Source organism: Haloplanus vescus (assembly GCF_900107665.1).
GTDB classification, from domain to species: Archaea; Halobacteriota; Halobacteria; order Halobacteriales; family Haloferacaceae; genus Haloplanus; species Haloplanus vescus.
The window spans coordinates 1-25,613 of sequence record NZ_FNQT01000003.1; the positions used below are offsets into that span (position 1 = coordinate 1).

The window sequence follows — 25,613 nt, forward strand, 5'->3', positions numbered from 1 at the left end:
GAGACGGGTATGAACTATTAGCCTCAGTTTCCCGAGGTTATCGTTCTCTGTAGGGTAGTTTGGCCACGTGTTACGGAGCTATTTGCTACGAGTGTGAACTCGTACAACTAGCATGGCTAAATCGGACCCCGATAGCAATGGCCTCCGGCAGGATCAACCGGAATGGTCTCACTCCATGTGGAGTGAGGGGTGGCGGGAAACGTCGAATCGTTTCCGCGTCGTAAAGACCACTGAGGTCCAAGGTGGTGGTTCGAGTCACCGGTCCGACCGGATGACATCGAACCACCGAGGCTCACATCAGATTCCGTCTTACGGCGGACCGCAGGGGTGGAATCCTCATGTTTCGTCCGGACCTGAACCGAGTAGGGCGACCCATATAAGCCCGTTGATCGGGCCTCGTTGGGTGGCCGAATCGTGCGTGTGGTCCGGGGCCGAGGGCATCGTCGCCCTCGTCGCCTTCGCATTACCACCGAACGCCCTTAACCACTTAAGGGCGTCGGAAGCGTCCCGCCGCCGGCAGTCGATTAGGAAGCAACCGGAACGAGTCCGGCTGTCCTCGTCGACGCCGACGACGCGCGTACTACAACACAAACCGGTGTGATAGATAAGGCCGTCGAAGTAGATCGCCGTACGTCAATGGATTTCATGGGAACGGACGACGATCAATGAGGAAAGCTATCGGAATAGAGAGAACGGTATTGCGTGGCTGGAGGCCGGTCGGTCATCCCTCGCTCGCACGGTCGGTCCCGCCGGGGAGCGGCCACGCGACCGGCCGTGGTCGGCGCACGAACAAAGCCCTGTCGGCACTAACCGACGGGGCACGGCTGGTCGGGGTGGCGTCAGTCCTCGATGTGTTCGATGCCTTTCTTCGAGACGTTGCCTTTCGTGATCTCCTCGCCCATCCAATCGGGCTTGTCGTCGGGTGCCTCCTGCTCCCACGCCCACGCCTCGAAGATGTGGACTTTGTCTGTCCCTTTCTCTCGGAGTCGAATCTCCGTCGAGTCGTCCTCGGCCTCGCTCTCCGAGTCGTCGGGGTCGAGTCGACGAGCAGCCTTGAGTGCCGCCTGCCGGGGCATGTTCCCCGAGTACACACTGTCCTCGTCTCCGTCCTCGCGCATCACGAAGTTTCGCTTACCGTCCTCTCGTACCATGATTTTGAACCTCTATGAGAAGCGAGCACATGGCACAACATAAATATATCGGCAAAACGAGGGCTCAACGGCTAATCGACGTATAAAGGAGGGGTGTTCGACCGCGATACCCGACTCGACGACTAGCGGGTTCGACAGTAGACAACCTTATGTGCTTGGTGTGGCGAAAGACGGCTAGACACCCCCGATGGTCCGGAAAAAGACGCTCAGTCCAAGCGGTGCCAAGGACGAGAACGGCGAATACCACAACGTCCACGTGAACCTTCACGAAGACGAACTCGCCGTGGCCGGGATGGACATCGGCGACGAGGTGTTCGTCCGGGTCCGCGACGGGAAGATAATCATCCAGAAAGCAGACCAAGACGACGTCGAACACGACTTCTGAGCCGATGCGCGGCCGACTGCGACGGACCAACATCCAATGAACGCATACGACCTGTGTAAGCCGTTCCTGTTCGCACTCCCGGCAGAGACGGCTCACCGAGCCACACACCGCCTACTCCAGACAGTCCAGCACACGCCCGCGGAGGACGCCCTCCGTGACCGGTACACCGTCGACGACGACCGACTCCGGACCGAGGCGTTCGGCCTCGAGTGCGACAACCCGGTCGGCGTCGCCGCTGGCTTCGACAAGAACGCCGAACTCCCCTCGGTGCTCACCGCACTCGGCTTCGGGCACGTCGAAGTGGGCGGCGTCACCGCCGAGCGCCAACCCGGCAACAGCCGACCGCGCCTCTTCCGTCTCCCGGAGGATGGCGCCCTCATCAACCGCATGGGGTTCAACAACGAAGGTGCCGACCGAATCGGCGCCCGTCTCGACGACGCGACCCTGCCCGACGCGCCCGTCGGCATCAACATCGGGAAGTCGAAGTCGACGCCGCTCTCGGAGGCCGTCGACGACTACTGTTACACGTACGAGCGCGTCGCGGACGCGGGGGACTACTTCGTCGTGAACGTCTCCAGTCCGAACACGCCGGGCCTGCGCGACCTCCAGAATCGCGAGTCCCTGGAGCGCATCCTCGGTGGCCTCTCCGACGCCGGCGCCGACCCCCTCCTCGTCAAGCTCTCGCCGGACCTCGCGGCACCGGCCATCGAGGAGGCACTCGCCGTCGTCGACGACCTCGACCTCGACGGTGTCGTCGCCACCAACACGACCGTAGAGCGTCCGGACACCCTGACGAACCCGAGCCGAGTCGAGCGCGGTGGCCTCTCGGGCAAGCCAATCGAGGAGCGGGCCACGGGGACGATCAAGTTCATCGCGGAACGCACCGACGTACCCGTCGTCGGCGTGGGCGGCGTCACGGACGCGGCGGGCGCCTACCGCAAAATCCGTGCCGGCGCGAGCGTCGTCCAACTGTACACCGGACTGGTGTACGAGGGGCCGAGTCTCGCACGCGACATCAACCGCGGACTGCTCGACCTCCTCGAACGCGACGGCTTCGACACCGTCGCCGACGCCGTCGGTGCCGACCTCTGAGGTGTGCGAGTGACGCCGCAGCGAAAGAAATAGCGCGATTCGGCGGAGCGATCAGTTCTCGACGATGACGACGGTGTCGCCCGCTTCGACCATCTCTCCCTCGCCGGTGTACTGCCGTTCTTCCTCGATTTCGAACATCTCGGGGGCGAGTTCGGCGTCCGCGGCGTGGAGGTGGCCGTCGACGACTTCGTAGTCACCCTCGGCGATGGCGGCCTCGATATCGGAGACCTGACTGCCGAACTCGGGGCCGACAAGCGAGTAATCGAGGTCGACGCCCGTCACGACGGACTCGACCGGCGGTTCCTCGTCGACGGAAGTCAGGTCGTCGACGTGCATCACGCGTTCGATGTCGGCGGCGAACGCCGCCACGTCGCCGTACACCCGAACGTGGTCCACGTCGGCGTTCATCGACAGTTGGTGATCGGTCTTGTACTTCCGGAGCGCGGCCACGACGGCCATCGCTCGCTCGCCGGCGTCAAGGTCGGCCTCGACGCCCAGCGGTTCGGGCCAGTCGGCAGTGTGGACGCTCCCCTCGCCGTACATGTCGCGCCAGAGTTCCTCGGTGACGTGCGCGAGGATGGGCGCGAACAGTTTACAGAAGCGCCGGTGGGCGGTCTGAAGCGTGTACGCCGCAGAGGGGTCGTCGCCGTCGCGGAGTCGCTGTTTGGCGATTTCGAGGTAGTCGTCACAGAACGTGTGCCAGAAGAAGGACCGAAGGCTGTCGCGAGCCTTCGAGAAGTCTCGGTTCTCGAAGTGCTCCGTCACCGTCTCGATTTGTTCGTCAAGTTCGGCCAAGAGCCAGCGGTCGATTTCGCGGAGGTCGGGTCGCGAGAGGTTCGACTCCGGCGTGAGGTCGTCGACGAGTTTCGACGCGTTCCAGAGCTTGCGCATCAGGCGCTCGCCCGCGCGAAGTCCCTTTTCCTTGTAGGGCAGGTCGTCGCCGACGGCGCTCCCGGCGGCCCAGTAGCGCGCGGCGTCGACGGGGTACTGCTCCAGCACTTCGTCCGGAGAGACGATGTTGCCGAGCGACTTCGACATCTTCACTCGGTTCTCGTCAAGGACCATCCCGTTGACCATCACGCTGTCGAAGGGCACCTCACCGGTGTGCTCGTAACACTTCACGACGGTGTGGAACAGCCAGAAGGAGATGATGTCGTGGCCCTGCGGGCGCATGTTCATCGAGTAGAGTTCGGGCCGCTCTATCTGCATCTCCTCGGCCTCAGCGTTCCACTCCCAGCCGGCGTTGATGAGCGGCGTCAGCGACGAGGTGGCCCACGTGTCGAAGACGTCCTCTTCGGGGACGAGTTCGTCGTGGTCGCACTCGGGGCAGTGGTCGACCGGCGGGTCGTCCGAGAGGGGGTCAACCGGCAGCTGGTCGCGGTCGGCGATGATCTCCGTGTCACAGGCCTCGCAGTACCAGACTGGGAACGGGATTCCCGACGAGCGCTGGCGCGAGATAGCCCAGTCCCACTGGAGCCCCTCGATCCAGTTTTTGTACCGCGTGAACATCTTGTCGGGGAACCAGTCCATCGACCGGCCCGCCTCCAGATACTCCTCGGTCTTATCGAGTAGTTTGATGTACCACTGCTCGGTGACGAGGAACTCGACTTCCGTGTCACAGCGCTCGTGGACGTTGACGACGTGCGTAATCGGTCGTCGGTCCAGCAGCGCACCGTCCTCTTCGAGGTCGTCGACGATGGCCTCGCGGGCCTGGTCGGCGGACAGTCCCTCGTAGTCGCCGGCGACGTCGGTCATCGTCCCCGACTCGTCGATGGCGATGCGGAGCGGCAGGTCGTGAGCCTGATACCACTCGATGTCGGTCTGGTCGCCGAACGTACAGCACATCACGATACCGGAGCCGGTGTCCTTGTCGACGCGTTCGTCCTCGATAATGGGCACCGTCTGGCCGAACAGGGGGATGTCTGCCTCCTCGCCGACGAGATACTGGTTGTCGTCGTCCTCGGGATGGACGAAGACCGCCACACACGCCGGGAGGAGTTCCGGGCGCGTCGTGGAGATGGTGAACGTCTCGTCGCCCCCGGCGACGCCGAACTCGATGTCGTGGAAGTGAGAATCCTGCTCGGAGTCCTCCATCTCGACCTGCGAGATGGCGGTCTGGCAGTCCGGACACCAGATGGCGGGGGCGCGCTGGCGGTACTCGCGGCCCTGTTCGTAGAGGTCGATGAAGGAGAGCTGCGAGATGCGCTGGACTCGCGGCTCGATGGTCTGGTAGGTCTCCGTCCAGTCGATGGAGATACCCAGCGCCTGCATCTTCTCCGTGAAGTCCGCCTCGTATTTCGCGCAGACGCCGCGACACATCTCCTGGAACACGTCGCGGTCGTACTCCTGGTGTTGGACGTCGAGTTCGTCCTCAGTCAGGCGCTCCGAGGCGATGCCGTTGTCGTCGTAGCCGAACGGGAAGAACACGTCGTCGCCCTGCATCCGGTTGTAGCGGGCGACGAAGTCCTGGAGCGTGAATCCGTAGACGTGGCCCCAGTGGAGACTTCCCGACACCGTCGGCGGCGGCGAGTCGATGGAGAAGACGGTGTCCGGGTCTACGGCCCCGCCCTCGTAGGCGTACACATCCTCCTCGACCCACCGCTCCTGCCACTGTCGTTCGACCGTCTCCGGGTCGTATTCTCCGCTCGGCATTGCTCGCGTGAGGCTACCGGATGGACCGATGTTAAACGCCTCGGTTAGCCACGCGTCGCAGGAGGAGAGACCGCGTTCTGCGGGTCGCGACGACGCTCGGCGGAACTATTCGAGCGCGTCCAGCCTGAACTCGAACGCCGCGACGGGCAGTTCGAGGTCGTGTTCGACCAGCACTCGCGGATGTACCTCGCCGATGACGCCCACCGTCTCGCCGTCGATGACGACGTCGGCCGCGCGGCCGTCGATGAACGTCGGATGCTCCGCCGCGGGCGTCTCGAGGTCCACGTCGAAGTCGTGACACAGCGCCGCCAGCCGCGATTTCGCATCCTCGTACGTGGCGTCGTGGCGCGCGAGGACACCGGCGACCGTCCGGTGTTCCGCGACGCCCGTGTTCTCGCTATCGTCGGCGTGGGCCGCCAACCCGATTTCCGCGAGGTCCTGCGGATACGCCCGGTGGGTGTTGTTCTCCAGCACCATCAGCAGCGAGGGGAGCGCCCACGTCCGGAGCATGGTGTAATCCTCGCTGTAGGGTTCGGTGATGGTCACCGGTGGCTCGGCCCCGCGCGGGCCGTCGGTCTGCCCGCCGTCGAGTCCCATCCGGTCGTAGTTCTCCGCCTCGGATATCATGTGGAAGTTGAGCAGGTCCTCGAAACCGAGGCCGACGAGCGAGGTTCGCGCCGCCGCTTCGAGTTTCGAGCGGTCGTGTCGCCCGCCAACCGTGGCTACGTCGGGATACTGCGGGTCAAGTTCGTTGAAGCCGTAGGCCCGCCCCACGTCGTCGACGAGGTCGAGGGGGTGGAGCACGTCCGTACGGTACGGCGGGACCGAAACCTCGTAGGTCGTGTCGTCGCCGGACGGCATGTCTTCCTCCCGGCGAATCTCCGACAGCGTCTCGTCGCCGGCGAGGTCGACGCCGAGTCCCGAACGCTCGAACAGGTCGACCGCGTCCTGGACCGAGAGGTCGACGCCGAGCATCCCCTCGATGCGCTCGTGGGAGACGGTCTTGGTCTCCACCTCGAAGTCCGGGCGAGAGAGCGTGCCGTCCGGGTACGCGATTTCGACGTCCTCGATGGTCGCGCCGCGAGCGGCCAGCGCGTAGCAGATGACGTTACACATCCGGTCGATGGTCCACTGGTCCGTGCCGGTGAGTTCGACGAACAGGTCGCGGGATTCGGTCGACACCTCGGTCCGACTGCCGTTGATGACCGGCGGGAACGAGAACAGCCCGATTTCGTCGTAGATGGCCGGATAGCGGTCGTACTCCTGGACGAGGTCGGCGTACGTCTCGCCGGTCGGGTGGTCGGTGAGCACCTCGGCGGGCGTCATCGCCGCGTCAGCGTCGAGGGGGACGAACTGGTCGCCCTCGGGGTCGATGCCGCGGTAGGTGATGGACCTCTGTGTCGGCCCTTCGGACTCGTACACCGACCCCTTCAGCATCGTGAGGTCGTGGATGCCGATGGCGCCTTTCGCCCGCTTGCGCCCCATCGTCGCGTGGAGTTTCTCCTGCAACTGGATGAGCGAGTCGAGGGCCGCATCGTCCAAGTCGACGCCGCGAATCACGGCACCGGTGACGTACGGTCGTTCCTCGGGCACCGATTCGTCGACCTCGATGGTCCACTCGGGATTGTTCGTGTTCGGGACGTAGACACCTCGGTCGTCGCCGTACTGGTAGCGGAGCGAGCGAGCGACGCCCTCGACCGAGAGGCGGTCGAGGCGGTCCGGGCCGAACTCGAGTTGGAGGTCGCCGTCCTCCGTCTCGCCCTCGTACTCCAGGCCGAGGGCGAACAGGTCGTCTTTGAGTTCCTCGTCCGATTTCTCCTCGTGGCCCGTCAGTTCGCGGAGTTCGTCGGGGTCGACGTCGACGACGGGCATCAGTGAAGCACCTCCGTGTCCCGCAGGAGGTCGAGGTCACAGAGCGTCCCGTGCACGTCGCGAATGTCGTCGAAGCCGTACATGAGCATCAGGAGTCGTTCGAGCGCCAGCCCCCACGCCATCACGTCGCACTCGACGCCGAGTGGGCGAAGGACTTCCTCGCGGAACATGCCGCTGTTGCCGATTTCGATCAGTTCGCCCGTCTCGGGGTGGGTGCCGAACAGTTCGAAACTCGGCTCCGTGTAGGGGTTGTAGTGGGGCTTGAACTGCAGGTCGGTGATGCCGAACTGCTGGTAGAACTCCTCGAAGGTGCCCATCAGGTCACGCACCGAGAGGTCCTCGGCCATCACCCAGCCCTCGATTTGGAAGAACTCCAGCAGGTGCGTCGGGTCGAGCGTGTCGTTGCGGTACACCTTCTCGACGCTGAAGAAGCGCTCCGGCGGGTCGAGTTCACCCACCTCGGTCCCGGAGAGATACCGCATCGAGAGCGAGGTGGTGTGACCGCGAAGGTCCACTCCGCGAGCGACCTCCTCGGTCCACGGCGAGTGATAGCCATCGCCGTCCTCGCCGACCCCCTCCAGATGCGCCGAGCGAACGCTGTCGAGGAGGTCCTCGGGGATATCGTCCATCGGCGGCACGTCGAGGGCGAACTGGTCCCAGTGGGTGCGCGCCGGGTGGTCCTGCGGCATGAACAGGCAGTCGTTGATCCAGAACTCCGAGTCGGCGTGCGGGCCGTCCATCTCCTGGAAACCCATGCCGACGAGGGTGTCTTTCACTCGTTCAGCGGTCTGGCGGAGGATGTGAACCTTCCCGCCGCGGTGGTCGGGTGCGTCGGCCTCGACGTTGTAGGCGGCGAACTCCACGTCCTCCCACTCGCCGGAGGCGAGCATCTCGGGGGTGAGGCGGTCGACCGTCTCCGCCACCTCGACGCCCTCCATCAGCAGAGTCACGCCCTCGTCGGTCAGCGTCACCGAGCGCACGGTTCGTTCCGTACGCTCGACGAGGCCGCGGCGCACGAGTTGGTCGAGGGCGTCCTCGTGTGCCACGTCGATATCGTCGAGCGATTCCTCGGAGGCGCGCGACCCCTCTTCCGCGACGAGTGCGCGCAGCGCCGCCGCCTCGGTGTCCGTCGCGGGGTCGGCATCGGGGTCGGCGGTAATCTGTCCCGACTCCACCTCGCCGTACCCTTTCCGAGCGTAGTTGGCGAGGGCGATGTCCACCTCGGGACCGTCGAGGTCGGCCTGTCCGATGACCGCGCCCATCGAGACGGGCGCGTCGTCGGCGCCGGCGTCGAGGGCGGCCCGGTAGAGGCGCACCTCGGGCAGGCCGTCGTCGGCGTAGGTCTCCCCCTCGTCCGTGACGGTGTACGACACCGTCTCGTCGGTCGAGACGGTGAGATAGCCCGCGTCTTCGAGGTCGAAGACCGCGCCGGTCACCGTCTCCGGCGGGACCCCCGCGGCTTCGCTCACCTGGTCGATGGTCAGTTCCTCCGTCGCGTCCGCGGCTTCCAACACCGCGACCTGTGATTCCGGAAGTCGCATGGTCTCTTGTCAGAGTTCACCGAAGCTGGCCAGTTAGCAGTTCCGAAGGCCACACGGGCGTCGCCGTGTGCCTAGCCGAACAGGCCGGTTTCGTCCACCCGCCGCAGGCGGAGTCCACCGAGCCAGTCAGGCCACGAAGAAGAACCCGAACTCGACTGCGGTCGCTTCGCGGGCGAACGACTCCGTCGTGGCGAGTTCGGGCGCCATACGCCCACAATTCGGAGCGCGAGCCAAAAGCGTTCTGCCAGTCGTCAGTGCTCGCCGCCGGGGACGCCCCGCCGGTCCGAATCGAGGTCGATGTCGAGGCCGTCGAGCACTTCCTCCATCTCCGCGCGTTTCTCCTGGTGCTCTTCGAGGAATTCGCGCATGAGTTCGGCGGCTTGCTCCTTGCACCCGCCACAGAGTCGCTCGCCGCCGACACACTCCTCGTACACCTCGGTCGCGAACTCGTCGTCGTCGCCCGAGAGGAGGTAGGCGTACAGTTCGTAGACGGGACACTCGTCGGCCTCGCCGCCGAGTTCGCGCTGTTTCTCCGCCGTCTCGCGTCCGCCCGTCGTGGCCGACTTCACCTTGTCGTAGCCATCCTCGGGGTCGTCGAGCAAGGAGATGTGCGAGGCCGGCACCGACGACGACATCTTCCCACCGGTCAGCCCGGTCATGAACCGGTGGTAGATGGAAGACGGTGGGAGGAAGCCGTAGCCGCCGTGGTCGACCTCGATATCGCGGGCCAGCTCCTCGGCCTCGACGCGGTCCATGTCGAAGGCGTCGATGTGTTCGTCGTAGCGGCGCTTCTCGCCCGGAATCGCCTCGATGAGCGCGTCGAACGCCTCGTCGGTGGCGTTGCGGTCGAGAAAGCGGACGCGGGGGCGGAGCGGCTCTTTCCCAGCTTCGCGCAGTTTGTCGATGGCGGCGTCGCGGGCGGTGTCGGGCGCCATCTCCGCGTCGAGCCAGTCGGCGGCGTCCTCACACCGCACCGTCTCGCGCTCGTCTTCGAGGGCGGCGTAGGCGGCGGCGAGGTGGTCGCGCTCCCCGGCGTCGGCTTCGAAGGAGGCGTACGCCTCGGTCACCTTGAACGAGCGCATCCGGGCGGCCACGTCGCGCGCGAGGCGCATGTGCGGGTCTTGGTCGGGGCCGACCGGGATGACGGTGGGTTTTGGCTCCTCAAGTTGGGGATAAAGGATGTCCGCCATCTGCGTGACGACAGACTGCATGTGCGAGACGGAGGTTTCGCCGTCGAAGCCGTAGATGCCCTCGAACTCCGCGAAGCGGGCGTTCGACCCGAGTTCGAACGCGAGGTCCTGCACCTCGCGGTTGGTGGACTGCCGATACAGCTCGCCCTCCTTGGGGTCGAACCCCAGCGCGAGCAGGGAGAGCAGGTAGTCGCGGGCGTGCTCGTCGATTTCGTCCCACGAGAGGCCGCGGGCGCTGTGAGCCTCCAGGTCCGCGATGAGGCCGTAGGCGTCGGCCCCCTCCTGCTGGTGCCAGATTATCTCGTCGAAGACGAGTTTGTGGCCGATGTGAGGGTCGCCCGTGGGCATGAAGCCCGAGAGGACGGCCGCGTCCTCGCCCTTGCGGAGTGCCTCGGCGACCGGTCGGTAGTCGCGGTGGCCGAAGATGACGCCCCGACGCATCAGATAGTGCGGGTTCGGCACCTCGTCGAGCACCTCGTCGAAGGATTCGATGCCGAACTCCTCGAACAGCTTGCGGTAGTCGGAGACGGTCGAGGAGCCCCACGGGTCGAGCGCGACGTCGTCGGCGCCGGCAGCGGTGTCGCTCCCGCCGTCGGTCACGGTCGTCGAATCGCTCGGGTCGTCGTCGGACGCCGAATCGGCGTCGGGTGTGTCGTCTCGTGTCATGTTAGGGCGTGAGTCGCTCGACCGAAAGCCAGTCTATCCCCTCGTTCACGTCGGTCAGCGCAAAAACCATTCGCTTCCGGACCCCGCCCGCCAGTCGAACGTCGAGCGAGAGGTCCCGCGGCAGGAACGTGTGGTCGGGGGCGACGACCCGAATCAAGCGCGTGGAGTGGTCCATCTCGTCGACGGTGGTGAAGGTGTCGTAGGTGCGGAAGTCGGCGCCGAACTTGAACCCGCTCTTGGGGACGCTCCCGGCCGCCCGGAGCGCCGCGTACGCGCGGAGCCGACGGTCGAAGCGTTCGCCCTCGACCTGCCGGCCGCGTTCGACGACGCGGGGTTCGTCGAGGGCGAGGGCACCCCGCCGGGCGAGATACGCCGCCTCGACCAGGGAGAGCTGGAGCGGCCCGGACTCGGCGTTCCGGCCGTGGAGGCGCTGGCCGTAGAACCCCCGGTCGTGGAGGTGAGCGGGCGGGTCCCACACCACCGCGCGGTCGGCGAGGAGGGCGGCGTCCAACTCCGTCGGCGGGTCGTATCGCTCGCTCTCGCCGTCCGCGGCGCCCGCCGCCTCGGGGCGTCCCGTCTCCAGATACGTGAGTTCGCCCTCCTCGTCGACGACGGCGAGGACGATGTCCCCGAGGGCCGCCGCGGCGATGGTCTCGCGTTCGCCCGCGACGCGAACGCGGTAGGCGACGGCGTCGTCCGAGGGGCCCTTCCCCCGCGGGTAGACGACGAAGTCGGCGTCGTCGGGGTCGTCGACCCAGCCGTCGCGGGCGGGCGAGAGGTAGAAGCCCCGGTCGCGGAGGTCCTTGTAGACGACGAACTCGAGGGCGACGTCGGTGGCGACGAGGAACGTCCGGAAGTCGAGTGCATCGCCGTCGGGGCCGACCACGCTGTCGAGGTCACCGCGAAAGAGGAGGTGGGCGGCCTCGACCGGCGCGAGTTCGATGCGGTTGCCCGAGAGCGGGCGGCCGTATCCGCGGGCGTCGTAGAACCGCTGTCGAGCGTCGTCGCCGACGCGGACCGTCCCCGCCTCGAACGTCCCTTGCATACCCGTGTGGGGACGGGGCGACGGTAAAGGGTCTGCGGTGCGGGCGAGTCACCGGTCGCAGGTCCCGTCGAGACACCGCTCCCCCGTCGCCGTCTCGAAGACCGGCAGGCCACAGGAACACTCGTCGACGACGACGCCCGCCGGTATCGTGAAGGCCGTCTCGCAGTCGGGGTAGGCGTCACAGCCCGCGAGCAAGCGTCCGTTGCGACGGATGACGCGGAGGTCGGATCCGCAGTCGGGGCAGGTCCACTCGCGGTCGAACGCCTCGCGCACCGCGTCGTCGAGCGGTTCGCACGCGCGGTCGATACACACCTCGAAGGTGGCGCCGCGGTCGACGGCCATCAGCGGGAGGCCGCAGTCCGGACACGTTTCGTCGAGGACCGTCGCCCCCGCGACCAGCGGGTAGCGCGCCCCGGCGTCGAGGTCGACCACGGCGCCGCCGGCCCGGACCAGCGGCCCGCCCGTCTTCGGACTGGTTCCCACGGGGACGCCCGCCTCGGTGACGGGGTAGACCGAGCGACGGATTCGGCGACCCGTCACCCGGAGCGTCCGGTCGTCGAGGTGGGCCGTCAGGCCGAAGCCGTCGCCGTCTCGCTCGACGGTCACGTCGTCGGCGCGGGTGAGCCACGCGACTGGCTGGTAGCCGTCCGCGTCGTGGACGAGAACGGTCCGGTCGGATTTGACGAGGACGAGCACCCGCCCCCGATGGGTTCGGTCGTCGGTCGTGACGGTACAGTCGCCGGCGAAGGCGCGGATGGCGTCTGGCATGGCGCGAGGGTGGCGCCGTCCCCGGATGAAAAGCCTCGGACGAAGCCCTTTCAGCGATGGCGAGCGGTCGGGCACGTATGGACGCGGTCCTCTTCGACATGGACGGGGTGCTGGTCGACACCGAGGAGTTCTGGCGCACCCACGAGGCCGACATCGTCCTGCCGACGGCAGTCGCGGCTGGCGACCCCACGCAGGACGAGATTCGCGGTATCAACTATCGCGAGACGTACGACTACCTCGCCGAGCGCTACGAGATGGCGGTCGACCGCGAGGCGTTTCTCGACCTCTACGAGGAGGCGGCGGTCGACCTCTACGAGGAAACGTCGCTGCTTCCGGGGTTCGAATCCCTGCTCGCGGACCTGCGAGCGCGCGGGTGTGGAGTCGCCATCGTCTCCTCCAGTCCCCGCCACTGGATTACCCGCGTCGTGGACCGATTCGACCTCGACGTGGACGTGATACTGAGCACGGAGGACGTGGACGGCCCGGGCAAACCGGCGCCGGACGTCTACACCGTGGCGGCGGAACGCGTCGGCGTCGCTCCGGAGCACTGCGTCGCCGTCGAGGACTCCCCGAACGGCGTCCGCGCGGCGACCCGCGCCGGGATTCCGACGGTGGCGTACGGCGGCGACCCGGAGGCGACGGCGCTGGCCGACTACGCGGCCGCCGACCCCGAGGAGTTGCGGACGACACTGGCCGACCTGTAACTACTCGACGCGGACGGACCGCTCTGCCACCACGGGTCGCAACGGCACCTCCGGGAACGTCACTTCGACGCGGAAGTCGAGGGTCTCCGCGTCGGCGCCGAACACGCCCACGGGCACCGTCGTCACGTCGGAGAGATACGCCGTCGTCTCGTGCATCTCGACGCCGTTGACGGTGACGCGGACGCCGACGCGGGCGCTGCCGCCGTCGTTGCGGACGCGCACCTCGCACATCTCGTTCTCTCCCGTCGCGATGGCGTCGGGCAGGTCGTCCCACGACACGTCGATGGCGGGGAGGTCGGCGGCCGCGGAGGCGACGCGTTCGGCGACGCCCGCCGAGAGCCCGGCGCGTTCGAGTTCGTCGGCGCCGGCGTCGACGATATCGGCGGGTCGCGAGAGGCCACCGGCGGCGAGCGAGCGGGCGCGTCCGGCGCCGACGCCGTCGATGGCGGTGAGCGAGACGGCGTCGCGGCTGACGCCGTGTTCGACGCGGGCCTCCAAGCGGCGGACGAGGTTGGCCGCCCGCGGGCCGGCGAAGCGCGCGAGGAACTCCCGGAGCGCGGCGAGGAGGCGGAGCGCGTTCCGGCGGATGACCCACGCGTCGCTCCGCAGGTCGGCGGGGACGGAGTCGCTGGTCGACGCTCGGAGGATGGCGAGCACCTTCCGCGGGCCGTCGTCGAGCGTCCCGGCCTCGTCGCCCAAGACGGCGTCGACGGCGTCGGCTTCGGACTGGCGCGCGGAGACGGAGTCGAACTCGTCGGCGTCGGCGACGGTTTCGAGGATGGCGTCGGCGTCGATACGCTCCCGGTCGGCCAGAGTGTGAAAGGCCTGCGCTGTCGACAGCCGGAGGTAGTACTTCGAGGCGAGCTGGCCGAGCGGTGTCGGGTCGATGGCCAAGTCGTCGCCCATCTCGACGAAGCCGCGGTCGACGAGCGATTCGAGCGTCTCGCGCACCCGGTCGCGAAGCCCCTCGAAGTCGTAGGCGTCGGGGACGGCCGCGGCGCGGACGTAGTAGTAGGTGGTCTCCAGCCACGAGAGCACGTCGTCCAAGTCGTCGATGGTCCCCATCGCGATTTCGGCGTTGAGGTGGGCGTCCAGGTCGGCGGCGAGGTGGGATTCGATTTCGGTCCCCTCCCGCAGGAGTCGACGGTAGCGGTCGGCGTCCGAGCGGTCACAGACCACCCAGCCGTAGCCCACGTCGTCGTAGCCGGGGCGTCCAGCGCGGCCCAGCATCTGGAGGAGGTCGAGGGGACTGATGTCCACCTCGCCTTCGAGCGGGTCGTGGTACTTGGTGTCACGGACGATGACACAGCGCGCGGGGAGGTTGACGCCCCACGCGAGCGTCGAGGTGGAAAACAGGATGTCGATCTTCCCCTCGCGGAACCACTGCTCGATTCGGTCGCGGTCGTCTTTCGACAGGCCGGCGTGGTGGAAGGCGACGCCGTCGAGGACGGCCTTGTGCAGTTGCTCGTCGCTCAGCTCCTTCGCCTCGGTGTGGAAGTCGTAGTCGCCGCGGGCGCCGACGGGGATATCGCGTTCGGCGAGTTCGTCTCGCGTCTTGGCGGCGGCGCTGACGGCGTCCTGTCGCGAGGCGACGAAGACGAGGGCTTGGCCGTCCTCGCGGACATGAGGTTCGGCCAAGTCGAGGGCGCGGTAGAGCCGTCGGTACTTGTCGGCGAAGGAGTTCTCGCCGTGCGTGTAGGTCTTGACGCCGGTCTGGAGGTCGACGGGGCGGTACTCGTCGTCGAAGGCGAAGGTGGCCTCCTCGGGGGCGTCCAGCCACGCGGCCACGTCTTCGACGTTCGGCATCGTCGCCGAGAGCGCGACGAAGCGAGGGTCACAGAGGCGTCGCAGGCGCGAGACGGTGACTTCGAGGACGCCGCCGCGGCGTTCGGAGTCGAGGAGGTGGACCTCGTCGATGACGACACAGTCCACGTCGGTCACGAAGTCGTAGCGCCGGGAGTCGTGTTTGCGCGTCGCCGAGTCCACCTTCTCCGGCGTCATCACGAGTACGTCGGCGCGGCGGGCACGGCGCGGGTTCAGGTCGCGTTCCCCGGTGACGACGTAGACGGAGTAGCCCATGTCCTCGAAGCGCTCCCACTCGTCTTCTTTCTCGTTGGTGAGGGCGCGCATGGGGGCGATGAAGAGCGCGGTGCCGCCCTCGCTCAGCGTCTTGCAGATGGCGAGTTCGGCGAGTGCGGTCTTGCCGCTGGCGGTGGGGGCCGACGCGACGACGTTGTGGTCCGTCTCGACGAGGACGGGGAGCGCCTCGCGTTGCATCGCGTTGAACTCCTCGAAGTCGAAGGCGTCGGCGAACTCCGGGACGGCGTCGGCGACCTTCACGCGGTCGGCACCTCCAGAGTGGCGTGGGCGCCGGACAGAAGCATAGATGGGTCGCAGGGCCGGGGCGTCAAAGGCGTTTCCGTCGGGGCCGTTCGTCAGTCAGTGGCAGGGGCGGCTTCGGCATCACCGTCGGCGTCCTCGGGCGCGAACAACCCGCCCCGAACCTCGTGGGCGTAGTACGCCCCCACTCCAATCGCGGCGACGACGTTCGACCCCGTGACGGCCCAGAAGACGACGGGCATCCCCAGGTCGAGGCCGGGGGCGAGGGTGACGCCGAAGATGGAGACGGCGGCCGTCGGGGGGAGCGCGAGGGCCGCGACGGGGAGGCGCACGCCCCAGTATTTCAGCAGGTCGGCGACGAAACTCGTCTGCGTGCGTCCCGCGCCGTTGAAGCCGGCGAGCAAGAGGTCGACGGCGCCGATGGCGGGGTAGCCGTAGACGAGGACGGTCAGATACTGGACGGTGAAGGCGAAGCCGTCGCCGGAGAGGTCGGGGACGAACAGGCGGGCGACGGCGCCGGGGGCGACCCACTGCACGGCGCCGAGGGCGGCGAGGAGGCCGGCCGCGAGGGCGACGCCGACGCGGGTGGTGCGCCGGGCGCGGTCGGGTTGCTCGGCGCCGACGTTCTGCCCGACCATGCTCTGGGCGGCTTGGGCGAGGCCCTGCGAGGGGAGGACGGCCACGCTGGCGACGCGGGCACCGACGGTGTAAGCGGCGAGGCCGGCGGCGCCGCCCGCGGCGGCGACGACGCCGACGAGGGCGACGCGGACGCTCTGACTCGCCATCTGTCGGCCGGTAATGGGCGCGCCGACGGCGAGGAGTTCGCGGGCGTCGTCGGCGCGAAAGGAGAGGTGGCGAGTGGTGAGGCGCATCCGCGGGCCGAGTGCGAACGCGAGGGCGAGACAGAGGCCGCCGCCGTAGCCGGCGACCGTCGCGAGCGCCGCGCCGTAGACGCCGAGCGGGGGAATCGGGCCGGCGCCGAAGATGAGGATGGGGTCGAGGACGAGGTTGACGGCGACGGTGGTGACGTTTATCCAGAGGGAGGTTCGCGAGTCGCCCTGTCCGACGAATCCGGCTTCGAGGGCGTCGCTCGCGCCCGCGAGCGGTAGGCCGAGCGCGACGGTGCCGAGGTAGACGGCGGCGAGGGGCGCCACGTCGGGGCCGGCGCCGACGAGGCGGACGATGCGGGGTGCGCCGACGGCGGTGACGGCGCCGAGGAGGGTGCCGAGAACGAGAGCGAGGGCGACGCCGTGCACGACCATTCGGCGCGCGCCCGCGTCGTCGTCGGCGCCGACGCGCTGGGAGACGAGTATCTGCGTGCCGACGAAGGGCGTCACGAGGAGGGCGAAGAGGAGGCCGAGAACGGGGATGGTGAGGCCGACGGCGGCGACGGCCGTCTCGCTGAGGCGGCCGATCCAGAGCGTGTCGATGACCTGCTGGGCGACGCGAACGACGTTCTGGACGACGAGCGGGAGCGCGAGCGAGACCAGCGTCCGCGGAATCGACCCCTCGACGATGGCCGAGCGCTGGTCGCTCATTCCAATGACAGGTTCACGAACGCCGCTGATAGACGTATCGGTCGCGGCGACCGACACGGAAGGCGTAAATCGCCGGGAGTCGTATCGACACCGTGGCACGACCGCTCCGTTTTCGACACGCCCCCGGTCGCTGGACCGAGGGTCGAGTACGCGCCGAGGTGTTCGAACCGCTCGACGACAACCTCGGTGCGACGAGCAGTCGCCCGTGGTTCAAGCCGCCCGAGGGGTACGAAGCCCGGCGGTTCGACGTCGACAATGGCGACACGGCGCTTTTCTGCTGGACCGACGGCGAGGCCTACTGGCTTGGCAACACCGAGACACCGTCGAGTCTCTGGCGAACCGAGAAGTACGGCTTCACCGAAGTACCCACCGAACTCGCCGAGTGGGCCGAACGCGAACTGCAGGCGGAACTGCACGAGCAGTCGCCGTGGCTCGCGGACTATCCCCACCTCTCGTGGTTCTTCCTCCCTGTCTTCCTGTCGAAGGACGGCCGGGAGACGACGCGCGAGTTCTTCGAAGAACACGCCGCTGGCTTCCCGGACGCGAATCGAGACGACGCCCTCGCGTTCTACGAGTCGTTCCTGTCGACGGGGGTGCTGGACGACGACCGTGAACTGATGGCGGGGAAACTCGGCACTTCGGAACAGCTCGATTTGACCCGGATGGCGGCGTCGATGGGCGAATTCCACACAGCGAAGCTGCTCGTCGACATGGGCTACGACGTGGAGCCGGAAATCGAGGTGTCGACGGGGCATTCCATCGACTTTCAGGCGCAGACCGAGACGGGCGAACAGCCGTTGGTCGAGGTGACCCGACCGCTCCCCCCGAACCGCCGGTCGGCAGGGACGCCCGTCGCGGCGGTGCGTGATACGGCGCAGACGAAGACGAGCGGGCAACTGTCGGCACACGCTGGGGGCGTGGTGCTGTTCGTCGACTGCTCATCGTTCCCGGACGACGACTGGTTGGCCGTCGCTGGCGAGCGACCGGACGTAGGGCACCGCCCGGCGGTCGTCTACCGAATTCGACCGGACGGGCGCGTCGAAGGTTACACGAAGGGCTCAGTGCCGCTAGAACTGGGTTCGATACTGGATTAGAGGGAGAGCGGCGTCGGGCCGGTTTCGCCGAGCGCCGTCGGGTCGCGGTCGCTGTAGAAGCGTCGGCCGATGGCCTTGTGTCCGACGGCGGAGCGGACGGAGAGGCGGACGTCCTCGGGCGATTCGAACTCCTCCTGACCGAGGCGTTCGAGCACGTCGCCGACACGCTCGGTGCCGCGCTGGAGCTCGAGCTCGGCGTCGCCGTGGTTCGCGATGATTTCTTCGGTGGTCGTGGGGTATTCCAGGGCGTCGATCATGTCGCCGGTGCCGTTGAACTTCATCAACGAATTCCACACGGTCGATAACTATAATGGTTTTCCATTTACGTCGTTAGTCTGACCTAGGTCCTTAATCAACCTTCATTGAGAATCCGTGTCGCGCGAACGAGGCACAAGGTCTTTCGGCGGCGGCAGTCAGGGAGAGCTATGAATATTTTCGCCGACCTGCACGTTCACACGCGGGTTTCGGACGGTCGGCTGACGCTCGCGGACCTCCCCGCTGCCGCGCGGTCGGCGGGCGTCGAGGTGGTGGCGGTGACGGACCACGACCGACTCCACCCGGGGTTGGACGCGCCGGTGACGACCCGCGACGGCGTGACGGTCGTTCGCGGCGTCGAGTTGCAAGTCGCGACGGCGACGGGGCGGGTGGACTTGCTCGGCTACGGCGTGGAAGCGACGCCGTCGCTGCGGGCAGAACTGGACCGCATCCAGACCGACCGAATCGAGCGGGCACGCCGCATGACCGAGCGTGTCGAGGACCGCCTCGGCGTCTCGCTGGACGTAGATTTCGAACCGGGCGTCGGGCGCCCCCACGTCGCCCGCGCCGTCGACGAGAGCGAGGCCGACTGCGACTACGCGGGGACGTTCGAGCGGTTCATCGGCGACGACGGGCCGTGTTACGTCGCGCGCGACGTACCGAGCGTCGAGCGCGGACTGTCGCTGCTCTCGGCGGCGTCGGCCGTCGTCTCGCTCGCTCACCCGTTCCGCTACGACGACACGGAGGCGGCGCTGGACCTCGCGCCCGAACTCGACGCCATCGAGCGCTACTACCCCTACGAGCGACCGGTCGACGAGTCGCGGTTGGACGCGGTCATCGAGCGCCACGACCTGCTGGCGACAGGGGGGAGCGACGCCCACGACGAGCGACTGGGTGTCGCGGGACTGTCGGCGGACGCGTACGCGCCCATCGCGTCACGTCTGCCGGATGCGCAGGGTTAAACCGGAGGGAGCGCCAAGAGCGCGTATGCACTGCCACTACTGCGATCGCGAGGCCGCCTACGCCGCGGAGAAGGAGGGCATTCGCGTCGGCCTCTGCGAGAGCCACTTCCGCGAGCGTCTGGAGGAGCTCGCGGAGTCTGACGACCTCGCCGCCCTACGCGAGAAAATCGACATCGACCGCACCGAGTAACCTCCGCCCTTTCTACAGCACCGTTCCGAACCAGAGATACAGCGCCGCCAGAATCGACTGAAAGGAGAGCGAGCCGAGCGCCGAGAGGAGAGCGAACCGCCGGTCGTCCATCCCGGCCAAGCCGGCGGGAACGGTCACCATCCCGCGCGTGAACAGGAGCGTGTTGCTCACGGGGACGACCACCGGCCCCCAGCGGTCAAACCACCCCTCGAAGCGTTCGAGGCTCTCGTCGCTGACGCGGAACCACCGCGACTGGAGGAGCCGTTCCCGTCCGGCGCGTTTCGCGAGCGTAAAGAGGAGGACCTGTCCGACCGTCGCGCCGGCGACGGCGACGACGACGACAGTCACCGCCATCCCGACGGAGCCACCGAGGAGTGCGAGCGCACCCGGCACCACCAGTTCGCTCGGGACGACGTACAACAACATCGCGCCTTCGAGAACGAAGACACAGAAGAGGACGAGCAGCCCGTAGTCTGCGGTCAGCAGGTCGCGGAGGGCGGTGGGCAGTTGGGAGACCTGAAGCGGCGCGAACACGTCCGGTCATGTAGCGCGTGGCGATATATCGGTTACGTCACGGAACGACGAGGTTTTGGGCGCTCCGGCCGAGGCGTTCGGTATGCATTCGACCGACCGACCGCGCCGTCTCCGCCGCGACGGCGTGCGTTCGATGGTCAGCGAGACGGACCTCCAACCGACCGACCTCGTCGCCCCCGTCTTCGTCGACGCGACGACCGACGAACGCGTCCCCATCGAGTCGATGCCGGGCCACGAACGCGTCCCCGTCGACGAGGCCGTCGCCCGCGTCGAGGAAGTGCTGGCGACGGGCGTGGAGGCCGTCATGCTCTTCGGTATCCCCGAGTCCAAAGACGAGGAGGGGTCGCGAGCGTGGGCCGAGGACGGCGTCGTCCAGCGGGCGACCCGCGCCATCACCGCCGAGACGGACGCGACGGTCATCACCGACGTCTGTCTCTGTGAGTACACCGAGCACGGACACTGCGGCGTGCTGGAGGCGGACGCCCGCGACGACCCAACGCTGACCGTCGACAACGACGCGACCCTCGACCTCCTCGCGCGCACCGCCGTCTCGCAGGCCGAGGCGGGCGCCGACATGGTCGCACCCTCCAGCATGACCGACGGGATGGTCGGCGCCATCCGAACGGCCCTCGACGACGCCGGCTTCGACGACGTGGCCATCATGTCCTACGCCGCGAAGTACGAGAGCGCGTTCTACGGCCCCTTCCGCGACGCCGCCGACGGCGCGCCCGCGTTCGGCGACCGGCGCCACTACCAGATGGACCCCGCGAACGGCCGGGAGGCGCTCCGCGAAGTCCGACTCGACGTGGAACAGGGGGCTGACGTGCTGATGGTCAAGCCCGGCCTCCCGTATCTCGACGTGGTGAGCGACATCCGCCGGGAGTTCGACCATCCCGTCGCGGCCTACAACGTCAGCGGCGAGTACGCGATGCTCCACGCCGCAGCGGAGAAGGGATGGCTCGACTTGGACGCCGTCGCCCGGGAATCGCTCCTCTCGCTGAAGCGTGCGGGCGCCGACATCATCGTGACGTACTTCGCGGAATCCGTCGCGGCCGAGTGCTGACACTGTCGGCTGTCAGTCCGGACAGGTACAGCTAGCAGTAGGTATCGACGGCCCGAACGAGACCAGGCGAGCGCGCAGACGGTCGCTCGTCTCCCGAGAAGTTGACATCCATTCTACACTACGTTCGTCAAATTATCTCGCGAAGTGGCGCGCCACAGTGGCTAATTTACGACCTTATACACATCATATCCACTATTAAACCGGACGAACATCCACAGTAACCGCGTTATACAGACATTTGTCAACGCTAATCCTTATATTATGTCCCAACAGTACGTTCTATCGCAACACGGAGAACGAACATGGTAGAAGTAATCGGAAACACGAACGTCTGTCCAAGCACCGATAGCGAAGTACCGTCAGCGGAGGTGGCTGCATGCTGACGCCACTGCAGATGGATCCATCGGCTATCACGTCGGGCGTCAACAACGCCTGGATCCTGCTCGTCAGCTTCCTCATCTTCTTCATGCACGCCGGCTTCGCCATGCTCGAGGCGGGGCAGGTGCGCTCGAAGAACGTCGCCAACCAGCTGACGAAGAACATGTTGACTTGGAGCGTCGGCGTCCTCGTCTACTTCCTGATCGGCGCCGGTGTCTCGACGATTGTCGGCGGTGGTTCGAACCCGTTCGGCTACATCACCGGGGGTTCGGCCGGCTGGATCGGCTGGTTCTACGGCGCTGTGTTCGCCATGACGGCGGCGACCATCGTCAGCGGGGCCGTGGCGGGGCGCGCGAAACTCCGCGCGTACGTCACGTACACGATTCTCCTGTCCGCGATCATCTACCCCGTGGTCACCGGCCTCACGTGGGCCGGCGGCTTCCTGACCACCATCGGTCCGGGCTTCCAGGACTTCGCGGGCGGCATGATCGTCCACGGCATGGGCGGCATCGCCGGCCTCACGGCCGCGTGGGTGCTCGGTCCCCGGATGGACCGCTACAACGACGACGGCTCGGTGAACATCATCCCCGGTCACTCGCTCACCTTCGCGGTGCTGGGGACGCTCATCCTCTGTTTCGGGTGGTTCGGCTTCAACGTGGGCACGTCGGCCGTCTTCGCTGACAGCGGTGCTCTCAGCGACCAGCTCGGCCGCGTCGTCCTCACGACGACGATGGGCATGGCCGCGGGCGCCATCGGCGCCGGCGCCGCTGCGCTCGCCAAGACCGGCAAGGTCGACACGCTGTACGTCGCAAACGGCATGCTCGCCGGTCTCGTCGGCATCACGAGCAACACGAACGCAATCACGTGGATTGGCGCACTCGTCATCGGTGGCGCTGCCGGCGCGCAGCTCCCCATCGTCTTCGAGTTCATCGAGAAGCGACTCAAGATCGACGACGTCTGTGCGGTGTTCCCGGTCCACGGGAGCGCGGGCGTCCTCGGTGCAGTGCTGTTCCCGCTGTTCGCGGTTCCCGGCTACTCCGTCAGCTTCGTCGGCCAGCTCGCCGGCGTGGTCGTCATCGCGGTGTGGACCATCGTCGCGACGGCGCTGGTCTTCGGCGTCCTGAAGGCGGCCGGTCAGGCCCGCGTCTCCGAGGAACACGAGCGTGAAGGCCTCGACGTGGCCGAACACGGCGTCAACACCTACCCCGAATTCGGCGAACCCGACGTGGTCGCCGACGGCGGCGACAATCTGCGAACGGACGGCGGCGACGATCCCGAAATCCGCACCGACGGCGGTCGGGACGTCCGCACGGACGGCGGTGACGACCGCGACATCAAGATGGTCGTCGCGATGCTCCGCCCCGAGAAACTCGGCGACGTGAAGCAGGCCATCGCAGAGGTCGGTGCCCCCTCGATTACGGTGACGAACGTCTCGGGCCGCGGCTCACAGCCCGCGAAGAAGGGCCAGTGGCGCGGTGAGGAGTACACGGTCGACCTCCACCAGAAGGTGAAAGTCGAGTGTGTGGTCGCCGACGTGCCCGCCGAAGACGTGGCCGAGGCGATTCGCGAGGGCGCCAACACGGGCGAACCCGGCGACGGCAAAATCTTCATCATGCCCGTCGACAACGCCATTCAGGTTCGGACGGGTAAGGAGGGTTCGGACGCGGTCTGAGCGGTAACGGCTGACCACAGAGCACCAGCGGTTGCGGCTCCTTTTCCCGTACATTCTTTCCGCCGTAGTACGGAACGACGAGTATGAACCACGACGAATCGCAGGAACTGTACGACCGGGCGCTGTCGGTGCTTGCCGGCGGCGTCAACTCGTCGGTACGGGCGTCGATGCCGTACCCATTCTTCGTCGAACGCGGCGATGGCGCGCACGTCATCGACGCCGACGGCAATCGCTACCTCGACTACGTGATGGGCTACGGCCCGCTCCTGTTCGGTCACGACCTGCCCGAGTCCGTCGAGGCAGCCATCCAGTCACACGCGAGTGCCGGCCCGATGTACGGCGCCCCCACGGAAGTCGAAGTCGACCTCGCGGAGTTCGTCGCTCGCCACGTCCCCTCCGTCGAGATGGTCCGATTCGTCAACTCGGGCACGGAAGCCACCGTCTCGGCGGTCCGTCTCGCCCGCGCATACACCGGGCGCGACAAAATCGTCGTGATGCAGGGCGGCTACCACGGCGCGCAAGAGTCGACGCTGGTCGAAGGCTCGCCCGAGGGGGCGACGCCCTCCTCGCCGGGCATCCCCGACTCCTTCGCCGAGCACACGATTCCGGTGCCGTTCAACGACTCCGACACCGTCACGGACGTGTTCGAGGAACACGGCGACGACATCGCCGCGGTCCTCACGGAACCCATCCTCGGCAACATGGGCGTGGTGATGCCCGTGGACGGCTTCCACGACACGCTCCGCGAACTCTGTGACGAACACGGCTCGCTGCTCATCTTCGACGAGGTCATCACGGGGTTCCGCGTCGGCGGCCTCGGCTGTGCCCAGAGCAAGTTCGGCGTCACGCCGGACCTGACGACGCTCGGCAAAATCGTCGGCGGCGGCTTCCCCGTCGGCGCCGTCGGCGGCCGCGCGGAAATCGTCGAACACCTCACGCCCGGCGGTGACGTGTTCCAGTCGGGCACCTTCTCGGGCCACCCGGTGACGATGGCGGCTGGACTCGAAACGCTGCGCTACGCCGCCGAGAACGACGTGTACGACCACGTCAACGACCTCGGCGAGCAACTGCGCGCGGGCATCACGGACATCCTCGAAGAGCAGGCACCCCAGTACACCGTCGTCGGCACCGACAGCATCTTCAAGACCATCTTCACCCGCGACGGGCAGGCCGGCGCGGGTCGCTGTGAGGCTGGCTGTCGACAGCGCGAGGACTGTCCGAACTTCGACGCCTGTCCCAAGACCGGCGCGGACGTCGCCGCCGCGGAGACCAACCGCTGGGAGCGGGTGTTCTGGCAGCAGATGAAAGAACAGGGCGTCTTCCTCACCGCCAACCAGTTCGAGACGCAGTTCGTGAGTTACGCCCACACCGAAGAGGACATCCAGCGGACGCTGGACGCCTACCAAGAGGCGCTTTAGCGCTCGTCGTACGGCGGGACGAAGATATCCTCCTCGACCATCTTCTCTATCTGGCGCTCCGTCACTTCCTCGGCGTAGGTCTCGTGGTCGACTGGCTGACGGTCGAGCCAGAGGTTTTTGGGGTAGATTTCGCGGTCGTAGATGGGCTGGATGAGTTCGGTCCGGAGGTCTTTGATCCAGTTCGTGAGCGGCGACTGCGTGCGATGCTCGCGGAGGCCCTCCACGTCGATGGGGGCCGCACAGTAGGAGGAGCCGGCGCCGTAGTCGTGTTCGGCGAGAATCTGCCCGCGGTGGTCGACGACCATCGACCCGCCGCCGAAGGTGTCGACGGGCGTCTCGGCGTCGGGCGAGACGTAGTAGGTGCCGAGGTTCGGCGCGACGACGTAACAGGTGTTGTCGAGGGCGCGCGCCCGGTTCTGAATCTCCCAGCTGTCGTTGGCGACGAGGGGTTCGGGGCAAGCGATGCGACAGATGACCTCCGCGCCGTTCATCGCGAGGCCGCGGACGTACTCGGGATAGGCCCCCTCGATGGCAAGCGAGATGCCGATGCGCCCGATGTCGGTGTCGACGACGGGGAAGATGTCGTCGAGGTCGTCGCCGTGAGTCTCGGTCCAGTCGTCCCACACGTCGTGGGGCGACACCGAGCGCTCGACCGGAAGGAGGGGCGTGACCTTCCGGTGGGTGTGGACGATTTCGCCGTCGGGGCTGATGACGAAGGCGGTGTTGTAGAACTTCTCGTCGTACTCGGGTGCCTTCTCCTTCGCGGAGGCGACGAGATACACCTCGAACTCCTTGGCGTACTCCGCGAGCGTGTCGGTCTCGGGACCGGGAATGTCGATGGCAATCTCCTCCCGATAGGTGGCGTGGTCCATGTCGCGCACCTCGTCGGTGAAGCCTTGGAGAGCACCCTCGGGGAGGACAGCGAGTTTGACCGGAAGCTCGAGGCCGCTGAGCCAGGTGGCCGCCGAGAGGGCTTCGTGGATGTGGTCGAGATTCTTCTCGATGTCGCTGCGCTCTTCGGCGCCCCACACCGTGGGGGAGAGACCGACCGCGTTGTAGGTGGGAATCTTCGACATCGGGCACGTCTATTCGATGCGACCGTA

At 67.1% G+C, this 25,613-nt stretch carries 21 protein-coding genes and 1 rRNA gene; 9 read left to right on the forward strand and 13 right to left on the reverse strand.

What is annotated here, in order from left to right; translation table 11 throughout:
* Both BLU18_RS09960 and BLU18_RS09965 read right to left on the reverse strand, forming a co-directional pair.
* Window positions 1-164 (reverse strand): 16S ribosomal RNA (locus BLU18_RS09960); the annotation flags it as partial.
* 675 nt (window positions 165-839) lie between these two features.
* Window positions 840-1,151 carry a non-histone chromosomal MC1 family protein gene (locus tag BLU18_RS09965; protein WP_092634586.1) on the reverse strand — a complete coding sequence of 104 codons (312 nt, stop codon included), beginning with the start codon at window positions 1,149-1,151 and terminating at the stop codon, window positions 840-842.
* A 187-nt stretch (window positions 1,152-1,338) separates the two neighbouring features.
* On the opposite strand from BLU18_RS09965, the gene BLU18_RS09970 reads away from it, so the two are divergent.
* Together BLU18_RS09970 and BLU18_RS09975 are read left to right on the forward strand one after the other, a co-directional pair.
* Window positions 1,339-1,536: a hypothetical protein gene (locus BLU18_RS09970; RefSeq protein ID WP_092634588.1), complete on the forward strand. Its 198-nt coding sequence runs from the start codon at window positions 1,339-1,341 to the stop codon at window positions 1,534-1,536.
* A 36-nt stretch (window positions 1,537-1,572) separates the two neighbouring features.
* The gene (locus BLU18_RS09975; RefSeq protein ID WP_092634590.1) at window positions 1,573-2,628 is read left to right on the forward strand and encodes a quinone-dependent dihydroorotate dehydrogenase; all 1,056 of its coding nucleotides are present in this window, start codon (window positions 1,573-1,575) and stop codon (window positions 2,626-2,628) included.
* A 51-nt stretch (window positions 2,629-2,679) separates the two neighbouring features.
* Here BLU18_RS09975 and BLU18_RS09980 read toward each other — a convergent pair whose 3' ends face one another.
* The 6 genes from BLU18_RS09980 to BLU18_RS10005 all read right to left on the reverse strand — a co-directional run bounded on the left by BLU18_RS09980 (window position 2,680) and on the right by BLU18_RS10005 (window position 12,362).
* Window positions 2,680-5,280 carry a valine--tRNA ligase gene (locus tag BLU18_RS09980; RefSeq protein WP_092634593.1) on the reverse strand — a complete coding sequence of 867 codons (2,601 nt, stop codon included), beginning with the start codon at window positions 5,278-5,280 and terminating at the stop codon, window positions 2,680-2,682.
* 105 nt (window positions 5,281-5,385) lie between these two features.
* Window positions 5,386-7,152 (reverse strand): phenylalanine--tRNA ligase subunit beta, encoded by a 1,767-nt coding sequence (gene pheT / locus BLU18_RS09985; protein WP_092634595.1) that lies wholly within the window; start codon window positions 7,150-7,152, stop codon window positions 5,386-5,388.
* A complete protein-coding gene (pheS, locus tag BLU18_RS09990; protein WP_092634597.1) occupies window positions 7,152-8,693 on the reverse strand; it encodes a phenylalanine--tRNA ligase subunit alpha in 1,542 nt (513 codons plus the stop codon). The genes pheT and pheS overlap by 1 nt, the downstream gene beginning before the upstream one ends.
* 251 nt (window positions 8,694-8,944) lie before the next feature.
* Window positions 8,945-10,549, reverse strand: a complete 1,605-nt coding sequence (locus BLU18_RS09995; protein ID WP_092634599.1) for a tryptophan--tRNA ligase — start codon at window positions 10,547-10,549, stop codon at window positions 8,945-8,947.
* Between the two features lies 1 nt (window position 10,550).
* Window positions 10,551-11,594: a tRNA-intron lyase gene (gene endA / locus BLU18_RS10000; RefSeq protein ID WP_092634601.1), complete on the reverse strand. Its 1,044-nt coding sequence runs from the start codon at window positions 11,592-11,594 to the stop codon at window positions 10,551-10,553.
* Between the two features lie 48 nt (window positions 11,595-11,642).
* Window positions 11,643-12,362, reverse strand: coding sequence for a topoisomerase DNA-binding C4 zinc finger domain-containing protein (locus BLU18_RS10005; protein ID WP_092634603.1), 720 nt, complete (start codon window positions 12,360-12,362; stop codon window positions 11,643-11,645).
* Window positions 12,363-12,439: 77 nt separating this feature from the next.
* Between BLU18_RS10005 and BLU18_RS10010 the strand changes: the two genes are divergently transcribed.
* The gene (locus BLU18_RS10010; protein WP_092634605.1) at window positions 12,440-13,066 is read left to right on the forward strand and encodes an HAD family hydrolase; all 627 of its coding nucleotides are present in this window, start codon (window positions 12,440-12,442) and stop codon (window positions 13,064-13,066) included.
* On the opposite strand, the gene BLU18_RS10015 is transcribed toward BLU18_RS10010, so the two are convergent.
* Together BLU18_RS10015 and BLU18_RS10020 are read right to left on the reverse strand one after the other, a co-directional pair.
* On the reverse strand, window positions 13,067-15,406 hold the full coding sequence (locus tag BLU18_RS10015; protein ID WP_092634607.1) for a DEAD/DEAH box helicase: 2,340 nt from the start codon (window positions 15,404-15,406) through the stop codon (window positions 13,067-13,069). It abuts the gene before it with no gap.
* A gap of 95 nt (window positions 15,407-15,501) precedes the next feature.
* The gene (locus BLU18_RS10020) at window positions 15,502-16,944 is read right to left on the reverse strand and encodes an MATE family efflux transporter (protein WP_092635307.1); all 1,443 of its coding nucleotides are present in this window, start codon (window positions 16,942-16,944) and stop codon (window positions 15,502-15,504) included.
* Between the two features lie 92 nt (window positions 16,945-17,036).
* Here BLU18_RS10020 and BLU18_RS10025 point away from each other — a divergent pair, with 92 nt between their 5' ends.
* Window positions 17,037-18,038 carry a DUF5784 family protein gene (locus BLU18_RS10025; RefSeq protein ID WP_092634609.1) on the forward strand — a complete coding sequence of 334 codons (1,002 nt, stop codon included), beginning with the start codon at window positions 17,037-17,039 and terminating at the stop codon, window positions 18,036-18,038.
* On the opposite strand, the gene BLU18_RS10030 is transcribed toward BLU18_RS10025, so the two are convergent.
* Window positions 18,035-18,319, reverse strand: coding sequence for a DUF5789 family protein (locus BLU18_RS10030; protein WP_092634611.1), 285 nt, complete (start codon window positions 18,317-18,319; stop codon window positions 18,035-18,037). The genes BLU18_RS10025 and BLU18_RS10030 overlap by 4 nt on opposite strands.
* Before the next feature lie 144 nt (window positions 18,320-18,463).
* Between BLU18_RS10030 and BLU18_RS10035 the strand changes: the two genes are divergently transcribed.
* Both BLU18_RS10035 and BLU18_RS14900 read left to right on the forward strand, forming a co-directional pair.
* Entirely contained in the window at window positions 18,464-19,255 is a 792-nt protein-coding gene (locus BLU18_RS10035) for a PHP domain-containing protein (RefSeq protein WP_092634613.1), read from the forward strand.
* A gap of 25 nt (window positions 19,256-19,280) precedes the next feature.
* Window positions 19,281-19,445 (forward strand): DUF6757 family protein, encoded by a 165-nt coding sequence (locus BLU18_RS14900; RefSeq protein WP_169719066.1) that lies wholly within the window; start codon window positions 19,281-19,283, stop codon window positions 19,443-19,445.
* A 12-nt stretch (window positions 19,446-19,457) separates the two neighbouring features.
* On the opposite strand, the gene BLU18_RS10040 is transcribed toward BLU18_RS14900, so the two are convergent.
* On the reverse strand, window positions 19,458-19,979 hold the full coding sequence (locus BLU18_RS10040) for a DedA family protein (protein WP_092634615.1): 522 nt from the start codon (window positions 19,977-19,979) through the stop codon (window positions 19,458-19,460).
* An 82-nt stretch (window positions 19,980-20,061) separates the two neighbouring features.
* On the opposite strand from BLU18_RS10040, the gene hemB reads away from it, so the two are divergent.
* The 3 genes from hemB to hemL all read left to right on the forward strand — a co-directional run bounded on the left by hemB (window position 20,062) and on the right by hemL (window position 24,510).
* On the forward strand, window positions 20,062-21,042 hold the full coding sequence (gene hemB, locus BLU18_RS10045; RefSeq protein WP_092634617.1) for a porphobilinogen synthase: 981 nt from the start codon (window positions 20,062-20,064) through the stop codon (window positions 21,040-21,042).
* A gap of 376 nt (window positions 21,043-21,418) precedes the next feature.
* A complete protein-coding gene (locus BLU18_RS10050) occupies window positions 21,419-23,092 on the forward strand; it encodes an ammonium transporter (protein ID WP_092634620.1) in 1,674 nt (557 codons plus the stop codon).
* An 83-nt stretch (window positions 23,093-23,175) separates the two neighbouring features.
* The gene (gene hemL / locus BLU18_RS10055) at window positions 23,176-24,510 is read left to right on the forward strand and encodes a glutamate-1-semialdehyde 2,1-aminomutase (RefSeq protein WP_092634623.1); all 1,335 of its coding nucleotides are present in this window, start codon (window positions 23,176-23,178) and stop codon (window positions 24,508-24,510) included.
* On the opposite strand, the gene BLU18_RS10060 is transcribed toward hemL, so the two are convergent.
* Window positions 24,507-25,586, reverse strand: coding sequence for a nitrilase-related carbon-nitrogen hydrolase (locus BLU18_RS10060; protein WP_092634625.1), 1,080 nt, complete (start codon window positions 25,584-25,586; stop codon window positions 24,507-24,509). The two genes, hemL and BLU18_RS10060, sit on opposite strands and share 4 nt — an antisense overlap.
* Window positions 25,587-25,613: the final 27 nt, after the last annotated feature.